The following is a 16,395-nucleotide window of genomic DNA, read 5'->3' as shown; positions in this document are numbered from 1 at the left end:
CGTCCTTTGACGCGCAACCCAACGGGACGGGGTCCATGGGGCGCAGTACTGCGTTATTCGTCGCTCATTGGGAATAACCAAACCACGCTCCTCATGCCTTGTTCTACACCCAATGGGCCTCCGTCGCGGCCGCGACGAAACGTCAACAGGCCCTAAGTACTTTAGAAACCTTGCCACCCCCGCGTGGGGTGGCTGATACAAGGTGACTGCCATGCTGGAACTCTTCCTGCGCCTTGAACGCTTCACGTCACGCATCGCGCTGATAGCCGCCGTGGTGATGCTGATCATCTCGGTGTCGCTGGGCTTCTACCAGGTGCTGACGCGTTTCGTATTTAATGCTCCGTCGACCTGGTCCGAGGTGATGTCGCGTTCGGCAATGATCTGGTGCGTGTTCCTGGGTGCGGCGGCCTGCTTCCGCGGGGGCTACATGATGGCGGTGGAAGTCATCTACAAGCTGGTACCGGCACGGGCCTTGGTATGGCTCGAACTGCTGGTCGCGTTCGGCTGTCTTGTCGTGCTGACGATTCTGGTCTATTTCGGCACGCTAATGACGATCCGAGTAAGCTCACAGACATTGTCGGGCATGGGAATTTCGATCGCCTGGGCATACGCCGCCATCCCCGTAGGAGCTGCCTTCTCGGTGCTCGCAGTACTGGCGCGCATCGCCGCTCAAGTGACCCGACGCGAACCGATCGGCCCCGCCGAGGCCGAGGCACCGCCCGAGAAGAAGCCGGAGATCTCCGCAGCTCCTGCTAGACAGGCGCCGCAAGGTGACACGCTGCAGAATTCCGTCAAACCGGCGGCGACTACCGGGAGGGTGCGCTCATGAACCTGGCCATCGGTCTCTCGCTGATTATCCTTTTCGGCCTGGGCGTGCCCATTGCCGTGTCCATCCTGCTGGCCTCGATCATCGGCATCGAATTCTTCTCGCGGCTGCCGCTGTTGATGGTGCCGCAGCAAATGTTTGTCGGAATCGACAGTTTTCCGCTGATGGCGATCCCATTCTTTATTCTGGCGGGCAACTTGATGGCGGCCGGGGGCATCTCGCAGCGTCTGGTGGATCTCGCCAAGTCAATCGTTGGTGGGCTGCAGGGCGGGCTGGCGATGACCTGCGTGCTGACCTGCATGATGTTCGCCGCGGTGTCCGGGTCGAGTGTCGCGACGACGTTTGCCATCGGCTCGATCCTGATCCCGGCGATGGTCAAACATGACTATCCACGTCCGCTAGCGGCCTCGATTCAGGCCTCGTCCGCCGAACTGGGCGTGCTGATTCCGCCATCGATACCGCTGATTCTGTATGGCGTCAGCACCGACACCTCGATCGGGCGGCTGTTCATCGCTGGCATTGGGCCGGGGCTATTAATTGGCGGATCGCTGCTGCTGTTTTTGTACTTGTTCTGCAAGGTCCGCGGATACGGCTTGCGGGATCGTGAGGAGCGTCACGATTTCACCACTGCCTTCCGGCGGGCCTGGGCGGCAATGCTGATGCCGGTGGTGGTCATCGGCGGCATCTACGGCGGTGTATTCACACCCACCGAGGCCTCGGCGGTAGCTGTCGTCTATGCGCTTATCGTCGGTGGGCTGGTCTACCGCGAACTAGGCTTCGATGATCTATGGCCAATCTTCAAGCAGAGTGTGATTTCGACTACGACCATCATGTTGATAATCGCTGCCGCTACACTGTTCAGCTTTCTGATCAGTCGTTCGGGACTGCCTTCTGATGTGGCTGCCTGGGTAACCCAAGTCTTCGATAGCCCGGTGGCATTCCTGCTCGCGGTCAACGTGATGCTGCTGATGGTGGGGATGTTCATCGAGACCTCGGCCGCGATCCTGGTGCTGGCACCGATCTTTACACCCATTGCCGTGCAGTACGGCATCGATCCGGTGCACTTCGGTCTGATCGTCGTCGTCAACCTGGCCTTGGGCATGTTCACGCCGCCGCTGGGCGTCAATCTGTTCGCCGCCTGTGCGGTGGCCAAGCTATCCATCGATCAGCTGATCCCCTGGTTGCTGCGTTTCGTGCTGGTGGTTCTGGCCTGTCTGATGGCGATTACCTATCTGCCCTGGATCTCGCTGGGGTTGGTCGATCTTCTTTACTGAGCGAGGAAAGCAACCATGCATGAGCTACCCGAGATGCCACCCCGCGCTGCGCTGATTGCCGGCGAGTGGGTAACGACCCCCCATACGCTGCGTGTGGAAGCGCCGGCCACCGGCGAGACGCTCACCGAGATCGCCCGTTGCGGGGCGGAGCATGTCGAGGAGGCCGTGAGGGCCGCACGGTGCGCCTTCGACGGCAAACTGGGCGAATGGCATCGCTGGTCGGCCCGCCAGCGCGGCGAGTGGCTGTTTGCCTTCGCCGCCGCCATCGACACCGATGCCGAGGCGCTGGCCGCGCTGGAATGCGCCGATACCGGCAAGCCGATGAGCCAGGCCAAGGGCGACATCGCCGTCTGCGCACGCTACTTCCGCTTCTATGCCGGTGCCGCCGACAAGCTTCATGGCGAGACGATCCCGTTCGAGAACGACTTTACGGTGCTGACCCTGCGCGAGCCGTTCGGCGTCTGTGCCCAGATCATTCCCTGGAACTACCCGGCGCAGATCTTCGGGCGCTGCGTGGCCGCCGCGCTGGCCGCCGGCAACAGCGTGGTCCTCAAGCCCGCCGAGGACGCCTGCCTGAGCGTGCTGCGCCTGGCCCAGATCGCTGTGCGCTGTGGCCTGCCGCCCGGCGTGCTCAACGTGATTCCCGGCCTGGGCAGTGAGGCGGGCGCGGCATTGTCGGCGCATGCGCTGATCGATCATCTGTCGTTCACCGGCTCACCGGCCACCGGCACGCGGGTCACCCAGGCGGCAGCGGCCAACCACGTGCCCGTGACCATGGAGCTGGGCGGCAAGTCCCCGCAGGTGGTGTTCGCCGATGCCGATCTCGACACTGCACTGGCGGCGGTAGTGCGCGGCATCATCCAGAACGCCGGCCAGACCTGCTCGGCGGGCAGCCGCTTGCTGGTCGAAGCGAGCTGCTACGACGCAGTGATTGCCGCTCTTGCCGAGCGTTTCTCGGCGCTGCGTTGCGATGCCGGCGAGAAGGACCCGGATTGTGGCCCGCTGATCAATGCCCGCCAGCGCGAAAAACTCGAGGTGCGGCTCGCCGCGGCGAAGGACGATGGCATTCGTGTCGCGGCCGCCGGTCAAGTGGCCGGGGGCGCGCCCGGCGGCGGTCACTTCGTGGTGCCGCAGATGCTCGTCGACATTCCCGAGTATCACGACGTGGTGCGCGAGGAGCTGTTCGGTCCGGTGCTGGCGGTGCAGCGCTTCGACGACGAGGACGATGCCGTGCGTCTGGCCAATGCCACCGACTTCGGTCTGTGCGCCGGCATCTGGACCCGCGACGGCGGACGCCAGCTGCGCCTGGCCAAGCGCATCCGCAGCGGTCAGGTGTTCGTCAACAACTACGGCGCCGCCGGCGGGATCGAGTTGCCGTTCGGCGGGGTGCGACGCTCCGGCCATGGCCGCGAGAAGGGCTTCGAGGGGTTGAAGAGTTATACGCAACTGAAAACCGTCGCCATCAAGCACGGCTGAGGATAACGACAATGACCTACAAGATAGCGGTGTTGCCGGGTGACGGGATCGGCCTCGAGGTCGTGCCGGAGGGGTTGCGCGTGCTGAAAGCGGCGGCCAAGCGCTTTGACCTGCCGCTGGAATGCGAGGCGTTCGACTTCGCCAGCTGCGCCTATTACATGGCGCATGGCGACATGCTGCCGGACGACTGGTACGAGACGCTGATGCGCTTCGACGCCATCTTCTTCGGTGCGGTGGGCTGGCCCGATACGGTGCCCGATCACGTCTCGGCGTGGGGCTCGCTGCTCAAGTTCCGGCGCGCCTTCGACCAGTACGTCAACCTGCGCCCGTGCCGGCTGATGCCGGGCATCGAGAGCCCGCTCAAGGGGCGCGGGCCGGGCGACATCGACTTCATGGTGGTGCGCGAGAACACCGAGGGCGAATACTCGCGCCTGGGCGGGCGCGTCTTCGAGGGCACCGACCGCGAGGTGGTGCTGCAGGAAACCATCATGACCCGCACCGGGGTCGACCGGGTGCTCAGGTACGCCTTTGAGCTGGCAGCCACCCGCTCCCGTAAAAAGCTGACCTCGGCGACCAAGTCCAACGGCCTGTCGATCTCGATGCCGTACTGGAACGAGCGGGTCAGGGCGATGCAGGCGAACTACCCGGACGTCAGCGTCGATCAGTTCCATATCGATATCCTCACCGCCAACTTCGTGCTGCATCCCGACTGGTTCGACGTGGTGGTGGCCAGCAATCTGTTCGGCGACATTCTCTCCGACCTGGGCCCGGCCTGTACCGGCACCATCGGCATCGCGCCCTCCGGCAACATCAACCCCACCCGCGAGTACCCCAGCCTGTTCGAGCCGGTCCACGGCAGCGCGCCGGACATCGCCGGCCAGGGCATCGCCAATCCCATCGGCCAGATCTGGTGCGGGGCGATGATGCTCGAGCACCTGGGCGAGATCGAGGCCGGCAAGGCCATCGTCGGCGCCATCGAGGCGGTCATGCAGCGCAGCGACCCGAGCGTGATCACCCCCGACCTCAAGGGCAACGGCACGACCGAGACGCTGGGCCGCGCCATCGCCGAGGCGCTGGCCGCAGGTGGCGCGCAACCCCCGCCGGCCATCGAGGAGCAACGGGCATGAGCAAACCCTATCGTGTCGGCATGGTGGGCATCGGCCTGATGGGCCACGGCATCGCCACCAGCCTGCTGCGCCACAATCATGCGTTGTGTTTTCTCGACCATCCCGGCAATCAGCCTGTGGACGATCTGCTCGACAAGGGGGCGACACTCAAGCGCAGCGCCCGCGAGGTCGCCGAAGCCTCGGAAGTCGTCATCCTGTGTGTCACCGGCACGCCGCAGGTGGAAAGCGTGCTGTTCGAGCCGTGCGGGGTGATCGAGGGGCTGGGCGCGGGGAGCATGGTCATCGACTGCTCCACGGCGATTCCCAGCTCCACGCTGAAAATCGCCGAGCGGGTCGCCGCGGCAGGTGGGCAGTTCCTGGATGCGGCGATGACGCGCACCCCCAAGGAGGCCGCCGAAGGCCGGCTGAATCTGATCGTCGGCGCGCCGGACGAACTGTTCCGCGATGTGCTGCCGCTGTTGCAGGACTTTGCCGAGAACATCACCCATGGCGGCCCGGTGGGCTCCGGTCACAAGCTCAAGCTACTGCACAACTACGTGTCGCTGGGCTTCACCGCGGTACTCGCCGAGGCTGCCTCGGCGGCACGCCATGCCGGGATCGCCGACGATGTGTTCCTCGAAGTGCTCGGCAATGGCGGCGGTGCTGGGGTGGTGCTCGAGCGATTGCGTCCGTTCATCGCCGCCGGCGATCCCTCGGGGTTTCGTTTCAGCCTCGCCAACACGCTCAAGGACGTCGGCTACTACAACGCCATGGCCGAGGACGTGAAGGCGCCGCACAGTGTGGCGGGGGCCATCGAGGCGCTGTACCGCGAGGTCAACGAGCAAGGGCATAGCGAGCGGCTGGTGCCGGAGCTGATTCGTATCCTGGAAACGCGTTAACGCCGGACGCCACCGTCGCGGATGGTGGCGAAGTAGCCGTCGCTGCCGATCTGGCCGCCCTTGAAGGCGATCTCCAGGCCATCGAAGCGCGCGTCATCGCTGTAGGCCGTGCACAGCGGCGACCCCGGCGTCTCCGGCAATGGCAGGCGTGCGGTCAGGGCGTGTATGTCCAACTGCTGCAGGGCATGACTCGAGGTATCGCCGCCGGCGACCACCACGCGGATCAGACGTTCGGCAATCACCAGCTCGCGCAGGATCTCGCCCAGGCGCCGACCGATGCCGTGGCGAGCCTGTTCGGTGTTCAGCGCCGGATCGGCGGCATCGGGGCCCAGCGCGGTATGCAGGATCACGCTGTCGCCGGCCTGCAGGGCCGCCAGGCCGCGCTGCAATGCCTCGTCGCGTGCCGCCTCGGCGCTTGCCGGGTCGGCCAGCCGGGCGGCGTCCACGGCGATGGTCTGAAAGCCGTGTTCTTGCACCCAGCGGATCTGCCGGGCGGTGGTTTCCGAGCAACTGCCCGAGACCACGGCGATCCGCTCCACGCCGCCGGGATCGGCAAAGCTTGGCGGCGGGCCGATCAGCCCTTGCCTGCGCCATTCGAGAATCAGCGCGTACTCGACACCGGAGGAGCCCACGACATAGCTGCCACCAGTCTGGCGCGTGCGCCACAACTGATGGCCGACGCTGGCCTGGGTGGCTTCATCGATGACGTCGTAGAGTAATGCTTGATGACGGCGTTGCCAGTCGTCGATGCGCCTGTCGATGTCGTCAGCAGTCAACGAGGCCGGGTCCACAAGGCCGATATCCAGCGTTGTTTGCTCGGCCAGGTGGCAACGCAGGTCGGCTTCGCGCATCGGCGTCACCGGATGGCGCGCCATCACCGGATGCCGGTCGATGCGATACACGTCGCCCCGATAGGCCGCGAACAGTTGGCCGAAGGCGGTATAGCGCTTCATCTGCGGCACGCCGACCACGATCGGCACGCAGGCCTGGCCGAACACCTCGCGCCCGATTTCCAGTGCACAGCCGATGCTGCCGGTCCCGGGCGCGCTGTCGAAGGTCGAGCAGGTCTTGTAGTGGCACAGCCCGGCACGGCGTTCACGTAGCCAGCTCAGCGCCGGCGTGAGGTGCTCGTGCATCCAGGCCGGCGACTCGCTGCGGCTGGTGCCGGCCAGGCCGAAGGCTCGGCACGCCGCGAAGCGGGTCAGCTGCGCATCGTCGGGGATGGCCGTGAACAGCACCGTCGGCACGCCCCGACTGCTCAAGGCCTCCAGGGCATCGGTCGAGCCGGTGAGATCATCGCCGTAGTAGGCGATGAGTGTCTCGGGTGCGCTCATGGGAAGGTCTCCAGGGCCTGGGCGAGCTCGCGATGCTCGCCGGCATAGGCCTCCAGCGTCACGCCCTGAACGGCGGCGTCCCAGGCCTGGCGCAGGCTCTTCACGCCGCTGGCGATGCCGCCGGGGTGGGCCATGATGCCGCCCCCGGCACAGAAGATCAGGTCGGTGCTGCCCAGCGCCTGGTAGGTATCCACCGCCTGACGTGCCGTCTGGCCGGAAGAGAATACCGGGATCACCTCGCAGCCCGGCGCCGGTGGCGAGAACATCGGCGTCAGGCAGGCACGGGCGCTGGCGATCACACTATCATCGGCCTCGCTGAACTTGTTGGCCAGGCCGTTGACGTGGATGTGATCGACCCCGGCCAGGCGCCACAGCTTTTGATAAGCGATGAAACTCATGCCCAGGTGCGGCGAGCGACTGTAAATGCCCCAGCCGGCGCGATGACCGTGCAGGGCCAGCCGGCAATGCCGGCGCAGGTGCGCCACGCCGGTCAGCCCCACGCTGTTGAGCGCGACCATGGCGCAGGTGCCACCGGCCGCCGCCACGTAGTCATGATGGCGCAGCATGGCATCCAGATCATCGGTGATGTTGAAGGCATACATCACCTTGCGCCCGGTGCGTTCGGTATGCGCATTGACAATCGGCATGACCGCATCGACGCGCGCTTCGAGGGGGTTGTGCGGCCCGTTGGCCTGCAGTTCGTCGTCCTTGATGAAATCGATGCCGCCCGCGACGAGCTGCTCGACGACCTCGGCGGTCTGCGTCGGCGACAGGCCCACGCTGGGCTTGATGATGGTGCCGATCAGCGGGCGCCGCTCGACGCCGGTGAGTTCGCGCGTGCCGGCGATGCCGTATTGCGGTCCGGGATAGGCCGCGGCGAAGCTGGCCGGCAGCGTCAGGTCGAGCAATTTGAGCGCCGAGAACTCCTTGAGCTCGAACAGGTTGCCGGCCACCGTCGAGAGCAGGTTGGGCAACGACGGCCCCAGGTTGGCGATCGGCCAGGATAGCGTGACCTGTGCCCGCTGATAGCGCGGCATGTCGCTGCCCTTGGTCGGGCGCGCCGGCAGTGACGGCGTCTCGACGCAGTCGAGTCGCTCGATATGCTCGACGATGGCGCCATGGTTGGCGCGCAACGCGTCGGTCTCGTTGGCCAATCGAGTGAAGGTGCCCGACGACTGTTCGCCGGCCATCGCCTCGGCGGCCCGTTCGACCGGGTAGGCTGTCTCGATGAGATAGCTGGCGTGAATCCGTTCGCTCATGACGACTTCCCCGGTTCAGGTGATGCGGCGGATGCTTTCGGCGATTTGTTCGGGCTCGAAAACCTTTTTCCAGTCATCGCGCATCAGCATCGGCTTGCCGTTTTCGATGGCCTTGTTGCAGGCATCCGAGAACGCCCCGGGCTGCTCGTCGAAGATGACGGCGGAGAGGATGTTCATGTGGCCGAGCAGGAAATCGCGTGCGCATTGCTGGGAGACGCCTCGGGCCACGACTTCATCCATGGCTTCGCGCATCACCGCCAGCAGTGTGGCGCAGACGGTCTCGGAGAGTCCCGGTTCGAGCAGCGCCATCTCGTCGACGCTGACCCGATGCGAACGGTCCACCGGGGCGTAGATCGTCCGGGCGATGCGCTCGCCGAGTGCGAAGCTGTCTTCCGGCCCCTGCATCAGGGCGCTGACGATATGCTGGGTGGCTTTGAGGCCGCCGAAGTAATCCTTCTTGGCGTCCAGCTCCGTCTCGTCGTTGAAGATCGGCGGATGGCATGGGTGGGTGACGAAGTAGGTCAGATCGTCACGCGCAGGCAGATGCCCGGCGAAAGGCGCCGCCGCATCGAGCGTGACGACCATGGTGCCGCTTTTCATCATTGGCGCGAGCTGGTGGGATATCTTGCCGACCAGCGTGTCCGGTACGGCCAGGATCACTGCGTCGGCATCCGGCACCGCACGCTCGGCATCGCTGCATTCGATGCCCAGTTCCTGAGAGAGCCGCTGTCGTCCTGCCTCGCTGACTTCGATGTGGTCGACCGTGAATTCCGAGTTCTTGAGGTTGCGCGACAGGCGAAAGCCCATCTTGCCGCCGGCGCCGATCAATGCGATGCGTGTCATTGTCGTTGTCCTGCCTTGTCGATGAGAAGAAATGCGAAGCAACTGGTATGATGACATGATAACTACACCTTTCTGTCAAACACGTCTTTGGTCGCAGTCTGTGCCGTGACGGACTGGGCTGAAGTCAGCGAGTGGATTAGATAAGCTGCCTCCCGACCACCGCGAGAGACACGTCATGAGCGATGCCCTGAAGATTTCCCGCCGCAAGCTATCCGACGACGTGTTCGATCGGCTCTACGCCATGCTGCTCAATGGCGAGTACCGACCGGGCGATGGCCTGCCGTCGGAGCGCCAACTGATGGAGCTGTTCGGTGTGGGGCGGCCAGCGGTGCGCGAAGCGATGCAGTCCCTGGAGCGTGCCGGCCTCGTCCGCATCAACCATGGCCAGCGACCCACGGTGACCATGCCGACAGCCTCGGGCGTGCTTGCGCAGATCGAACTGACCGCCATGCATATGCTGTCGAGTTCACCGCAGTCGCTGGCACAGCTCAAGGAGGCGAGGGTCTTCTTCGAACTCGGCATGGTCGCCCGGGCAGCGGAGAAGGCTACGGACGAGGACGTCGAACGATTGCAAACGCTACTCGAGACGCAGCGTGCCCAACTGAACGTTGATGCCGGTGCCTTCATCAAGGCAGACATGTCGTTTCACGTCGCCATTGCCGAGATCACCGGCAATGCAATTTACATTGCGGTCAGCAACGCCATGCTTGATTGGCTGGCGAATTTTCATACCTCTGAGCTGCACTGGAAAGGCAACGAGCACATTACGCTGGAAGAGCATGCGCGCATTCTCGAGGCCATTCGCCGGCGTGACCGCGATACAGCCACAGACGAGATGCGAGCCCACCTCGACCGGGCGGGAAAGCGCTATGTCTTGACATGAGCTGACGCTTGATCGGAACTGGCTGGCGGGTGATGCGAGAGCGCGCCAGAATCGATCGGAGGCTCACTCACCGATACGAATGATTTGAGGTAGCATTGGCATCTATCCGCTATGGTTGAGGTGACTTCCTCGTAACGGCCTGTTGCAGGGGTGTAGCATGCGCTAGGCTTCTAGAACGTTACCGACCGTGGCGGACGATGACGCCACTCCAGTCAACAGGATGGGTGACAGTTTGGACAGTAGAGACAAGGACTTGGTACTGATCATCGAAGACGATGAGCGTCTGGCGAATCTGACTCGAGAATACCTCGAGGCCAATGGCTTCGAGGTGAAGATCGAGGCCGATGGCGCCCATGGGGTCGAGCGGATCGTCGAGCTCGCGCCGGATATCGTGATACTCGACCTGATGTTGCCCGGCGAGGATGGCCTGTCGATCTGTCGTCGCGTGCGTTCCCGCTTTACCGGGCCGATTCTGATGCTGACCGCGCGTACCGACGACATGGATCAGGTATTGGGGCTCGAGATGGGCGCCGACGATTACGTGCCCAAGCCGGTGCAGCCGCGGGTATTGCTGGCGCGCATGCGCGCGCTGATGCGGCGTAGCGACCCGGCGGAGAGCGGCAGCGGCGCGCTGCGCCTGACCTTCGGCAACCTGTTGATCGACAGTGCCACGCGCGAGGCCTGGCTCGAGGATGAGCGCATCGACCTGACCAGCGCCGAATTCGACCTGTTGTGGCTGCTCGCCGACAATGCCGGCCGGGTATTGACTCGCGAGGAGATATTCTCGGCGCTGCGCGGCATCAAGTACGACGGCCAGGATCGCTCCATCGATGTGCGTGTTTCGCGGATCCGCCCCAAGATCGGCGATGACCCCAACCACCCGCACCGCATCAAGACGGTTCGCAGCAAAGGCTACCTGTTCGTCAAGGACGCATGATCGCCATGCGTCGCGCGCTGGCCGACAGCACGTTCCTGCGGGTCTATGCGGCCCTGTTGCTGGCGCTGGTGTTGACCTTCGGTCTGGCGATGCTGGGCTACCTGATCGTCGATCAGGTGCGCCGCGAGTATTACCGCGAGTCCATGGCCGAGGCGCCCATGGCGCTACTGGCGACGCTGGTCGCCGAAGTCGATCCCGCCAAGCGAGAATCCTGGCTGGCCGATCAGAGCAAGCGTCTCGGCATGCAGCTGACCTTGCGCGCGCTCGACGAGCCCGACTTCAACTACTTTCAGCGAGCGCGCCTCGAGGAATCCCGTCCGCTGGTTTCACGCGATGGTGACGGCAACTGGCATTTGTGGCGGCGCCTGTCCAACGAGCCGCTATTGCTCGAGGCGCGTCTCAGCTCTCTCTCCGAACAACAGCTACGTGGCCTGGTCGGCAGCCTGCGTGTCTGGCTAGAAGGCAAGTACTCCCCCGAATTGCCGTTGCAGAGTCTGATCGACCGTCAGGCACTGCCGGTCTCGCTGTCCCTGACGCCGCCCACGGTACTCGACGAAGAGCAGCTCGAGCGCCTCGCGGACGGCGACGTGGTGATGCATCTGCTGCCCGAGCGTGGCACGGTCTCGGCTTTCGCACGACTCAAGCCGATGACCGATAACAGCGGCACGCGCTGGATACGGGTCGGGCCGCTGTATGCCTTCGACCCCATGCCGCTGGTGCTTACCCTGGGGTTGGTGCTGGTCGCGCTGACGCTGCTGGCGGGAGCGATCTACTTGATCGTGCGCAGCGTCGAGGCGCGCATGGCGCGGCTGGAAAAGGCTGCGACACGCATCGCCGGCGGCTATCTGGATACCCGCGTCAAGGTCGACAGCAGCGACTTCATGGGCCGTCTGGGCATGGCCTTCAATGGCATGGCCGCTCAGGTTCAGTCGTTGATCCGTGCCCAGCAGGAGATGATCCGTGCGGTCTCCCACGAACTGCGCACGCCGGTGGCGCGGATTCGCTTCGCCGTGCAGATGGTCGACGACATGACCGAGCAGGAGGGCGTGCGCCGCCAGCTCAAGGGCATCGACAGCGATATCGAGGAGCTCGACCAGCTGATCGACGAGATTCTCACCTACGCCAAGCTGGGCAGCGACAACGCCAGCGGCGTGCGCCTCGAGGCCGAGACGGTGGAATGCCGCGACCTGGCGGGGCGGGTCGTCGAGGCGCTCGACTCGCTGCATCCGCATATCGAGCTGGCGATCGCCCCCGGCGAGGAGATCGAGGTGGTCGCCGAGCCTCGTTACCTGCAGCGCGCGTTGCAGAACCTGGTCGCCAACGCCTGCCGGCACGCCGAGTCGCGGGTGTTGATCACACTGTCCCGCGATGCCCGGGCGGTCCGCCTGGACGTCGAGGACGATGGCCCCGGTGTGCCCGAGCATGAGCGCACGGAGGTCTTCAAGCCCTTTGCCCGGCTCGACGATAGCCGGACTCGGCGCTCGGGCGGCTACGGCCTGGGCCTGTCGATCGTCCAGAAGATCATGCTCTGGCATGGCGGCAGCGTCGTCGTCGACGATAGTCAGATCCTGGGTGGTGCGCGCTTCAGTCTGCTGTTGCCGGGCACCGCTTCGCCATCGCGTATCGGTAACTGACCGACCCTTCACGAGGTATCACCATGACCGCATCTCACTCAGCGACGCCTGCGCCTCACGATCTGGCCGGCTCCTGGCAGCTGGTGCGCTTCGTCTACTGCTGGCCGGATGGCCGTGAGCTGGCGCCGCTGGGCGACGCCGCAGGCCAGCTGTGCTATCTGCTCGACGCTGATGGCGAGCCCGGACGCATGGCGGTGCAGATCGTGGCGCGCGACCGTCCGCCCTTCGACATGGCCAGCGAAGCCAGTCTGGCGGCGCATTTTCGCAGCGGTTTCGCCTACGCCGGCCAATGGGCGCTGGAGGAAGATCAGGTCCATCACGACGTCGACCTGGCCAGCCTGGCGTGTTGGGAGGGCGCGCGGCTGTCCCGTACGGTGCGGCTGCAGGGCGGCCGACTGACGCTGACCACCGACCAGCCCAGCCCGCAACGGCCCGAGGGCGGGTATGTGACGCTTCTCGAATGGCGGCGCTGATCAGGCCGGCTTGATGCCCTCGAGTACCGCGAACGAGGTCTCCCGCGCGGTACGCAGGAAGTCCTCCATCCATGGCAGTTCGCGGCTTTCCTCGCGGATCGCCGCGAACAGCGTGCTCCATACGCCCTGTTCGCCGAGCGGCAGCGCCTTCACGTAACCGCGCTCGAGATATTCGGTGAGCGCCCAGTTGGGCAGCGCGCAGACCCCGCGACCACTGGCCACCAGTTGCATCATCATGATCGTCAGTTCGGCGGTGCGCACCTCGCGCGGCGCCAGTCCGGCCGGGTCGAGGAACTGGCTGAACACGTCCAGCCGGGCGTGTTCGACCGGGTAGGTGATCAGCGTCTCGTCGGCGAGTTGCGCAGGGGTGACGAAGCCGTGTTCGGCCAGCCGATGCTGCTTGGCCACCGCCAGCAGGCCCTCGTAGCGGAACAGCGGCTCGTAGTGCACGCCGGGCAACGGTTGCGGGTCGGCGGTGATTACCAGATCGAGCTGTTCGCGGGCCAGGGCCGGCAGCGGGTCGAAGTTATGGCCGCTGGGAATGTCGACTTCCACTTCCTGCCAGTGATTGCGAAAGCGGTCGATGGTCGGCATCAGCCACTGGAAGCAGCTGTGACACTCGATGGCCATATGCAGCCGGCCTTGCTCGTCGCCGGCCAGGCGGGCCAGGTCGCGCTCGGCCATGCGCACCTGCGGCAGGATCTGATCGGCCAGCGTCAGCAGACGCTCACCGGCGCGGGTGAAGGTCACCGGACGCGTCTTGCGCTGGAACAGCGGGTTGCCCAGGCGCGCCTCGAGATCCTTGATCTGGTGCGACAGCGCCGATTGGGTGAGGTGGACGCGCTCGGCGGCCTCCACCAGCGAGCCGGCGTCACGCAGGGCGATGAGAGTGCGGAGATGACGTAGCTCGAGCATGTCATGAAAGCCATTCACGTTGATGATTAGATAATTTAGTTTGATTCACCCGGCGGTGCCAGCGAGACTCTTTGGCCAATGGCGACGGTACAAGCCGCCCCATCTTACCGGCTAACAGCAACCGAGGAAGCAACGATGACGCTGGCACATACTCTGGGCTACCCCCGCATAGGCGCTGGGCGCGAGCTGAAGAAAGCCGTCGAAGCCTATTGGCAGGGCGAGAGCGACCAGGCAACGCTTCAAGCCACTGGCGCCGAGCTGCGCGCCCGGCACTGGCAGGCGCAGCGCGACGCCGGGCTGGATTTCGTCACGGTCGGCGACTTCGCCTTCTACGATCAGGTGCTCAACGTCTCGGCGCTGATCGGCGCCGTGCCGCCGCGCTTTGGCGATGTCGCGGGCGCGATCGATCTCGATACCACGTTCCGCATGGCCCGCGGGCGGGCGCCGACCGGCACGCCGGCCGCCGCCTGCGAGATGACCAAGTATTTCGATACCAACTACCACTATCTGGTCCCCGAACTGCAGCCGGGCCAGACCTTTCGCGTCGCCAGCGAGCAGTTGTTCCGCGAGGTCGACGAAGCCCATGGCGCCGGCCATCCGGTCAAGGTCGCGCTGACCGGTCCGCTGACCTGGCTGTGGCTGGGCAAGGAGAAAGCGGCGGCGGGCTTCGAGCGGCTCGAACTGCTCGACGGCCTGGTCGCCGTCTACGGCGAGATTCTCGCGCGGCTCGCCGGGCAGGGTGTGGAATGGGTCCAGCTCGACGAGCCGGCGCTGGTCCAGGATCTGCCGCGCGCCTGGCAGCAGGCCTATGAGACGGCCTACAACAAGCTGCAGTCGGCACCGGTCAAGCTATTGGTGGCGAGCTATTTCGGCGAACTGGGCGACAATCTGAACCTGGCCGCCGGGCTGCCGGTGGATGCCCTGCACGTCGATTGCGTGCGCGCCCCGGAGCAGCTCGAGCGGGTGCTCGACCGGCTGCCGGCCTACAAGATTCTCTCGCTGGGGGCGATCGACGGGCGCAACATCTGGCGCGCCGATCTGGCGGCGCTGCGCGAGAGCCTGGCCACCGCGCGCATGCGCCTCGGCGAGCGGCTGTGGCTGGCGCCGAGTTGCTCGCTGCTGCACGTGCCGGTGGATCTCGACGCCGAAACCCGGCTCGACCCGGAACTCAAGCGCTGGCTGGCCTTCGCCCGCCAGAAGCTCGACGAGGTGGCGACCCTGGCGCGGCTGCTCGACGGCCGCGGCGGGGCTGCCGATCGCGCCTATCTCGAGGCCGCCAGCGAAGCGCTCGAGTCGCGCCGCCAGTCGACGCGCATTCACAAGCCGGCCATCGGCGAGCGATTGGCGGCGGTGAGCGCCGATGACGCCCGGCGCGCAAACGACTATCCGCAGCGCGCCCGGACCCAGCGCGCGCGGCTTGACCTGCCGCTGTTCCCGACCACCACCATCGGCTCGTTCCCGCAGACCGGCGAGATTCGCGCCGCCCGGCGCGCCCTCAAGCGCGGCGAGCTCGACGCGACGGCCTACGAGGCGCGCATGCGCGAGGAGATCGCCTTCGCCGTCGAACGCCAGCAAGCGCTGGGCCTCGACATGCTGGTGCACGGCGAGCCGGAGCGTAACGACATGGTCGAATACTTCGGCGAGCAGCTCGACGGCTTCGCCTTCACCGACAACGGCTGGGTACAGAGCTATGGCTCGCGCTGCGTCAAGCCGCCGGTGATCTTCGGCGATGTCAGCCGGCCCGCGGCGATGACGGTGCGTTGGAGCGAGTACGCCCAATCGCTCACCGACAAGCCGATGAAGGGCATGCTGACCGGCCCGGTGACCATCCTGCAGTGGTCGTTCGTGCGTGACGATCAGCCGCGCGAGACCTCGTGCCGGCAGATCGCCCTGGCGCTGCGCGACGAGGTCGCTGATCTCGAGGCGGCCGGCATCCAGGCGATCCAGATCGACGAGCCGGCGCTGCGCGAAGGGCTGCCGCTGCGCCGGGCGCACTGGCAGCGCTACCTCGACTGGGCGGTCGAGTGCTTTCAACTATCGGCCGCCGTGGCGCGTGACGAGACGCAGATCCATACCCACATGTGCTATTCCGAGTTCAACGACATCATCGAGGCGATCGCCGCGCTGGATGCCGACGTGATCACCATCGAAACCTCGCGCTCGGACATGGAGCTGCTCGACGCCTTCCAGGAATTCGCCTACCCCAACGAGATCGGGCCGGGGGTCTATGACATCCATTCGCCGAATATTCCCCAGGTCGACTGGATGGTTCAACTGATGGACAAGGCCGCCGAGAAGGTGCCCGCCGAGCGGCTGTGGGTCAATCCGGACTGTGGCCTCAAGACCCGCGGCTGGGCCGAAGTCGAGCCGGCCCTGGCCAACATGGTCGAGGCGGCCAGGGTGCTGCGCAAGCGCCATGGCTGAGGTGTGATCCTGGCGCAGAAAAACGACCGCTGTGGCGATCCCGCAGCGGTCTGCAAGACTGTGGACAGGGCATCGAGCGCCAGTGATAATCGTTTAAATCGAATGGTGAGCG

Annotated in this window: 14 protein-coding genes; 10 read left to right on the top strand and 4 right to left on the bottom strand. The window is 65.3% G+C overall.

Going from position 1 to position 16,395, the window contains the following annotated elements:
• Positions 1-211: 211 nt before the first annotated feature.
• Genes K7I12_RS07470 through K7I12_RS07450 form a run of 5 tightly spaced genes read left to right on the top strand, consistent with a single transcriptional unit; the run spans position 212 to position 5,581 of the window.
• Entirely contained in the window at positions 212-829 is a 618-nt protein-coding gene (locus tag K7I12_RS07470; RefSeq protein WP_035575073.1) for a TRAP transporter small permease, read from the top strand.
• Positions 826-2,100 (top strand): TRAP transporter large permease, encoded by a 1,275-nt coding sequence (locus tag K7I12_RS07465; protein ID WP_031382481.1) that lies wholly within the window; start codon positions 826-828, stop codon positions 2,098-2,100. Before K7I12_RS07470 ends, K7I12_RS07465 begins: the two co-directional genes overlap by 4 nt.
• Positions 2,101-2,115: 15 nt before the next feature.
• Complete coding sequence (locus K7I12_RS07460; RefSeq protein ID WP_231663761.1) at positions 2,116-3,576, top strand: aldehyde dehydrogenase family protein; 1,461 nt, start codon at positions 2,116-2,118, stop codon at positions 3,574-3,576.
• Positions 3,577-3,587: 11 nt separating this feature from the next.
• Positions 3,588-4,703, top strand: coding sequence for a tartrate dehydrogenase (locus K7I12_RS07455; protein WP_231663760.1), 1,116 nt, complete (start codon positions 3,588-3,590; stop codon positions 4,701-4,703).
• Positions 4,700-5,581 (top strand): NAD(P)-dependent oxidoreductase, encoded by an 882-nt coding sequence (locus tag K7I12_RS07450; RefSeq protein WP_031382484.1) that lies wholly within the window; start codon positions 4,700-4,702, stop codon positions 5,579-5,581. The genes K7I12_RS07455 and K7I12_RS07450 overlap by 4 nt, the downstream gene beginning before the upstream one ends.
• Here the strand turns inward: K7I12_RS07450 and K7I12_RS07445 are convergent.
• The 3 genes from K7I12_RS07445 to K7I12_RS07435 are packed head-to-tail and all read right to left on the bottom strand — an operon-like array spanning position 5,578 to position 9,017.
• A complete protein-coding gene (locus K7I12_RS07445) occupies positions 5,578-6,915 on the bottom strand; it encodes a four-carbon acid sugar kinase family protein (RefSeq protein WP_231663759.1) in 1,338 nt (445 codons plus the stop codon). The two genes, K7I12_RS07450 and K7I12_RS07445, sit on opposite strands and share 4 nt — an antisense overlap.
• Positions 6,912-8,174: a ribulose-bisphosphate carboxylase large subunit family protein gene (locus tag K7I12_RS07440; protein ID WP_231663758.1), complete on the bottom strand. Its 1,263-nt coding sequence runs from the start codon at positions 8,172-8,174 to the stop codon at positions 6,912-6,914. Before K7I12_RS07440 ends, K7I12_RS07445 begins: the two co-directional genes overlap by 4 nt.
• Positions 8,175-8,189: 15 nt before the next feature.
• On the bottom strand, positions 8,190-9,017 hold the full coding sequence (locus tag K7I12_RS07435; RefSeq protein ID WP_031382487.1) for a phosphogluconate dehydrogenase C-terminal domain-containing protein: 828 nt from the start codon (positions 9,015-9,017) through the stop codon (positions 8,190-8,192).
• Positions 9,018-9,192: 175 nt separating this feature from the next.
• Here K7I12_RS07435 and nanR point away from each other — a divergent pair, with 175 nt between their 5' ends.
• From nanR to K7I12_RS07415, 4 genes are all read left to right on the top strand, one after another.
• Positions 9,193-9,900 (top strand): transcriptional regulator NanR, encoded by a 708-nt coding sequence (nanR, locus tag K7I12_RS07430; protein ID WP_031382488.1) that lies wholly within the window; start codon positions 9,193-9,195, stop codon positions 9,898-9,900.
• 220 nt (positions 9,901-10,120) lie between these two features.
• The gene (locus K7I12_RS07425; RefSeq protein ID WP_231663757.1) at positions 10,121-10,837 is read left to right on the top strand and encodes a response regulator; all 717 of its coding nucleotides are present in this window, start codon (positions 10,121-10,123) and stop codon (positions 10,835-10,837) included.
• 5 nt (positions 10,838-10,842) lie between these two features.
• The gene (locus K7I12_RS07420) at positions 10,843-12,471 is read left to right on the top strand and encodes an ATP-binding protein (protein ID WP_231663756.1); all 1,629 of its coding nucleotides are present in this window, start codon (positions 10,843-10,845) and stop codon (positions 12,469-12,471) included.
• Between the two features lie 23 nt (positions 12,472-12,494).
• On the top strand, positions 12,495-12,944 hold the full coding sequence (locus K7I12_RS07415) for a lipocalin-like domain-containing protein (protein ID WP_031382491.1): 450 nt from the start codon (positions 12,495-12,497) through the stop codon (positions 12,942-12,944).
• On the opposite strand, the gene K7I12_RS07410 is transcribed toward K7I12_RS07415, so the two are convergent.
• Positions 12,945-13,859: a LysR family transcriptional regulator gene (locus K7I12_RS07410; protein ID WP_031382492.1), complete on the bottom strand. Its 915-nt coding sequence runs from the start codon at positions 13,857-13,859 to the stop codon at positions 12,945-12,947.
• Between the two features lie 135 nt (positions 13,860-13,994).
• On the opposite strand from K7I12_RS07410, the gene metE reads away from it, so the two are divergent.
• Positions 13,995-16,283 carry a 5-methyltetrahydropteroyltriglutamate--homocysteine S-methyltransferase gene (gene metE, locus K7I12_RS07405; protein WP_231663755.1) on the top strand — a complete coding sequence of 763 codons (2,289 nt, stop codon included), beginning with the start codon at positions 13,995-13,997 and terminating at the stop codon, positions 16,281-16,283.
• Positions 16,284-16,395 lie beyond the last annotated feature (112 nt).

Origin of the sequence: Halomonas sp. IOP_31 (genome assembly GCF_021151495.1) — a bacterium.
GTDB classification, from domain to species: domain Bacteria; phylum Pseudomonadota; class Gammaproteobacteria; order Pseudomonadales; family Halomonadaceae; genus Modicisalibacter; species Modicisalibacter zincidurans.
This window is presented reverse-complemented; position numbering and strand designations above follow the sequence as displayed.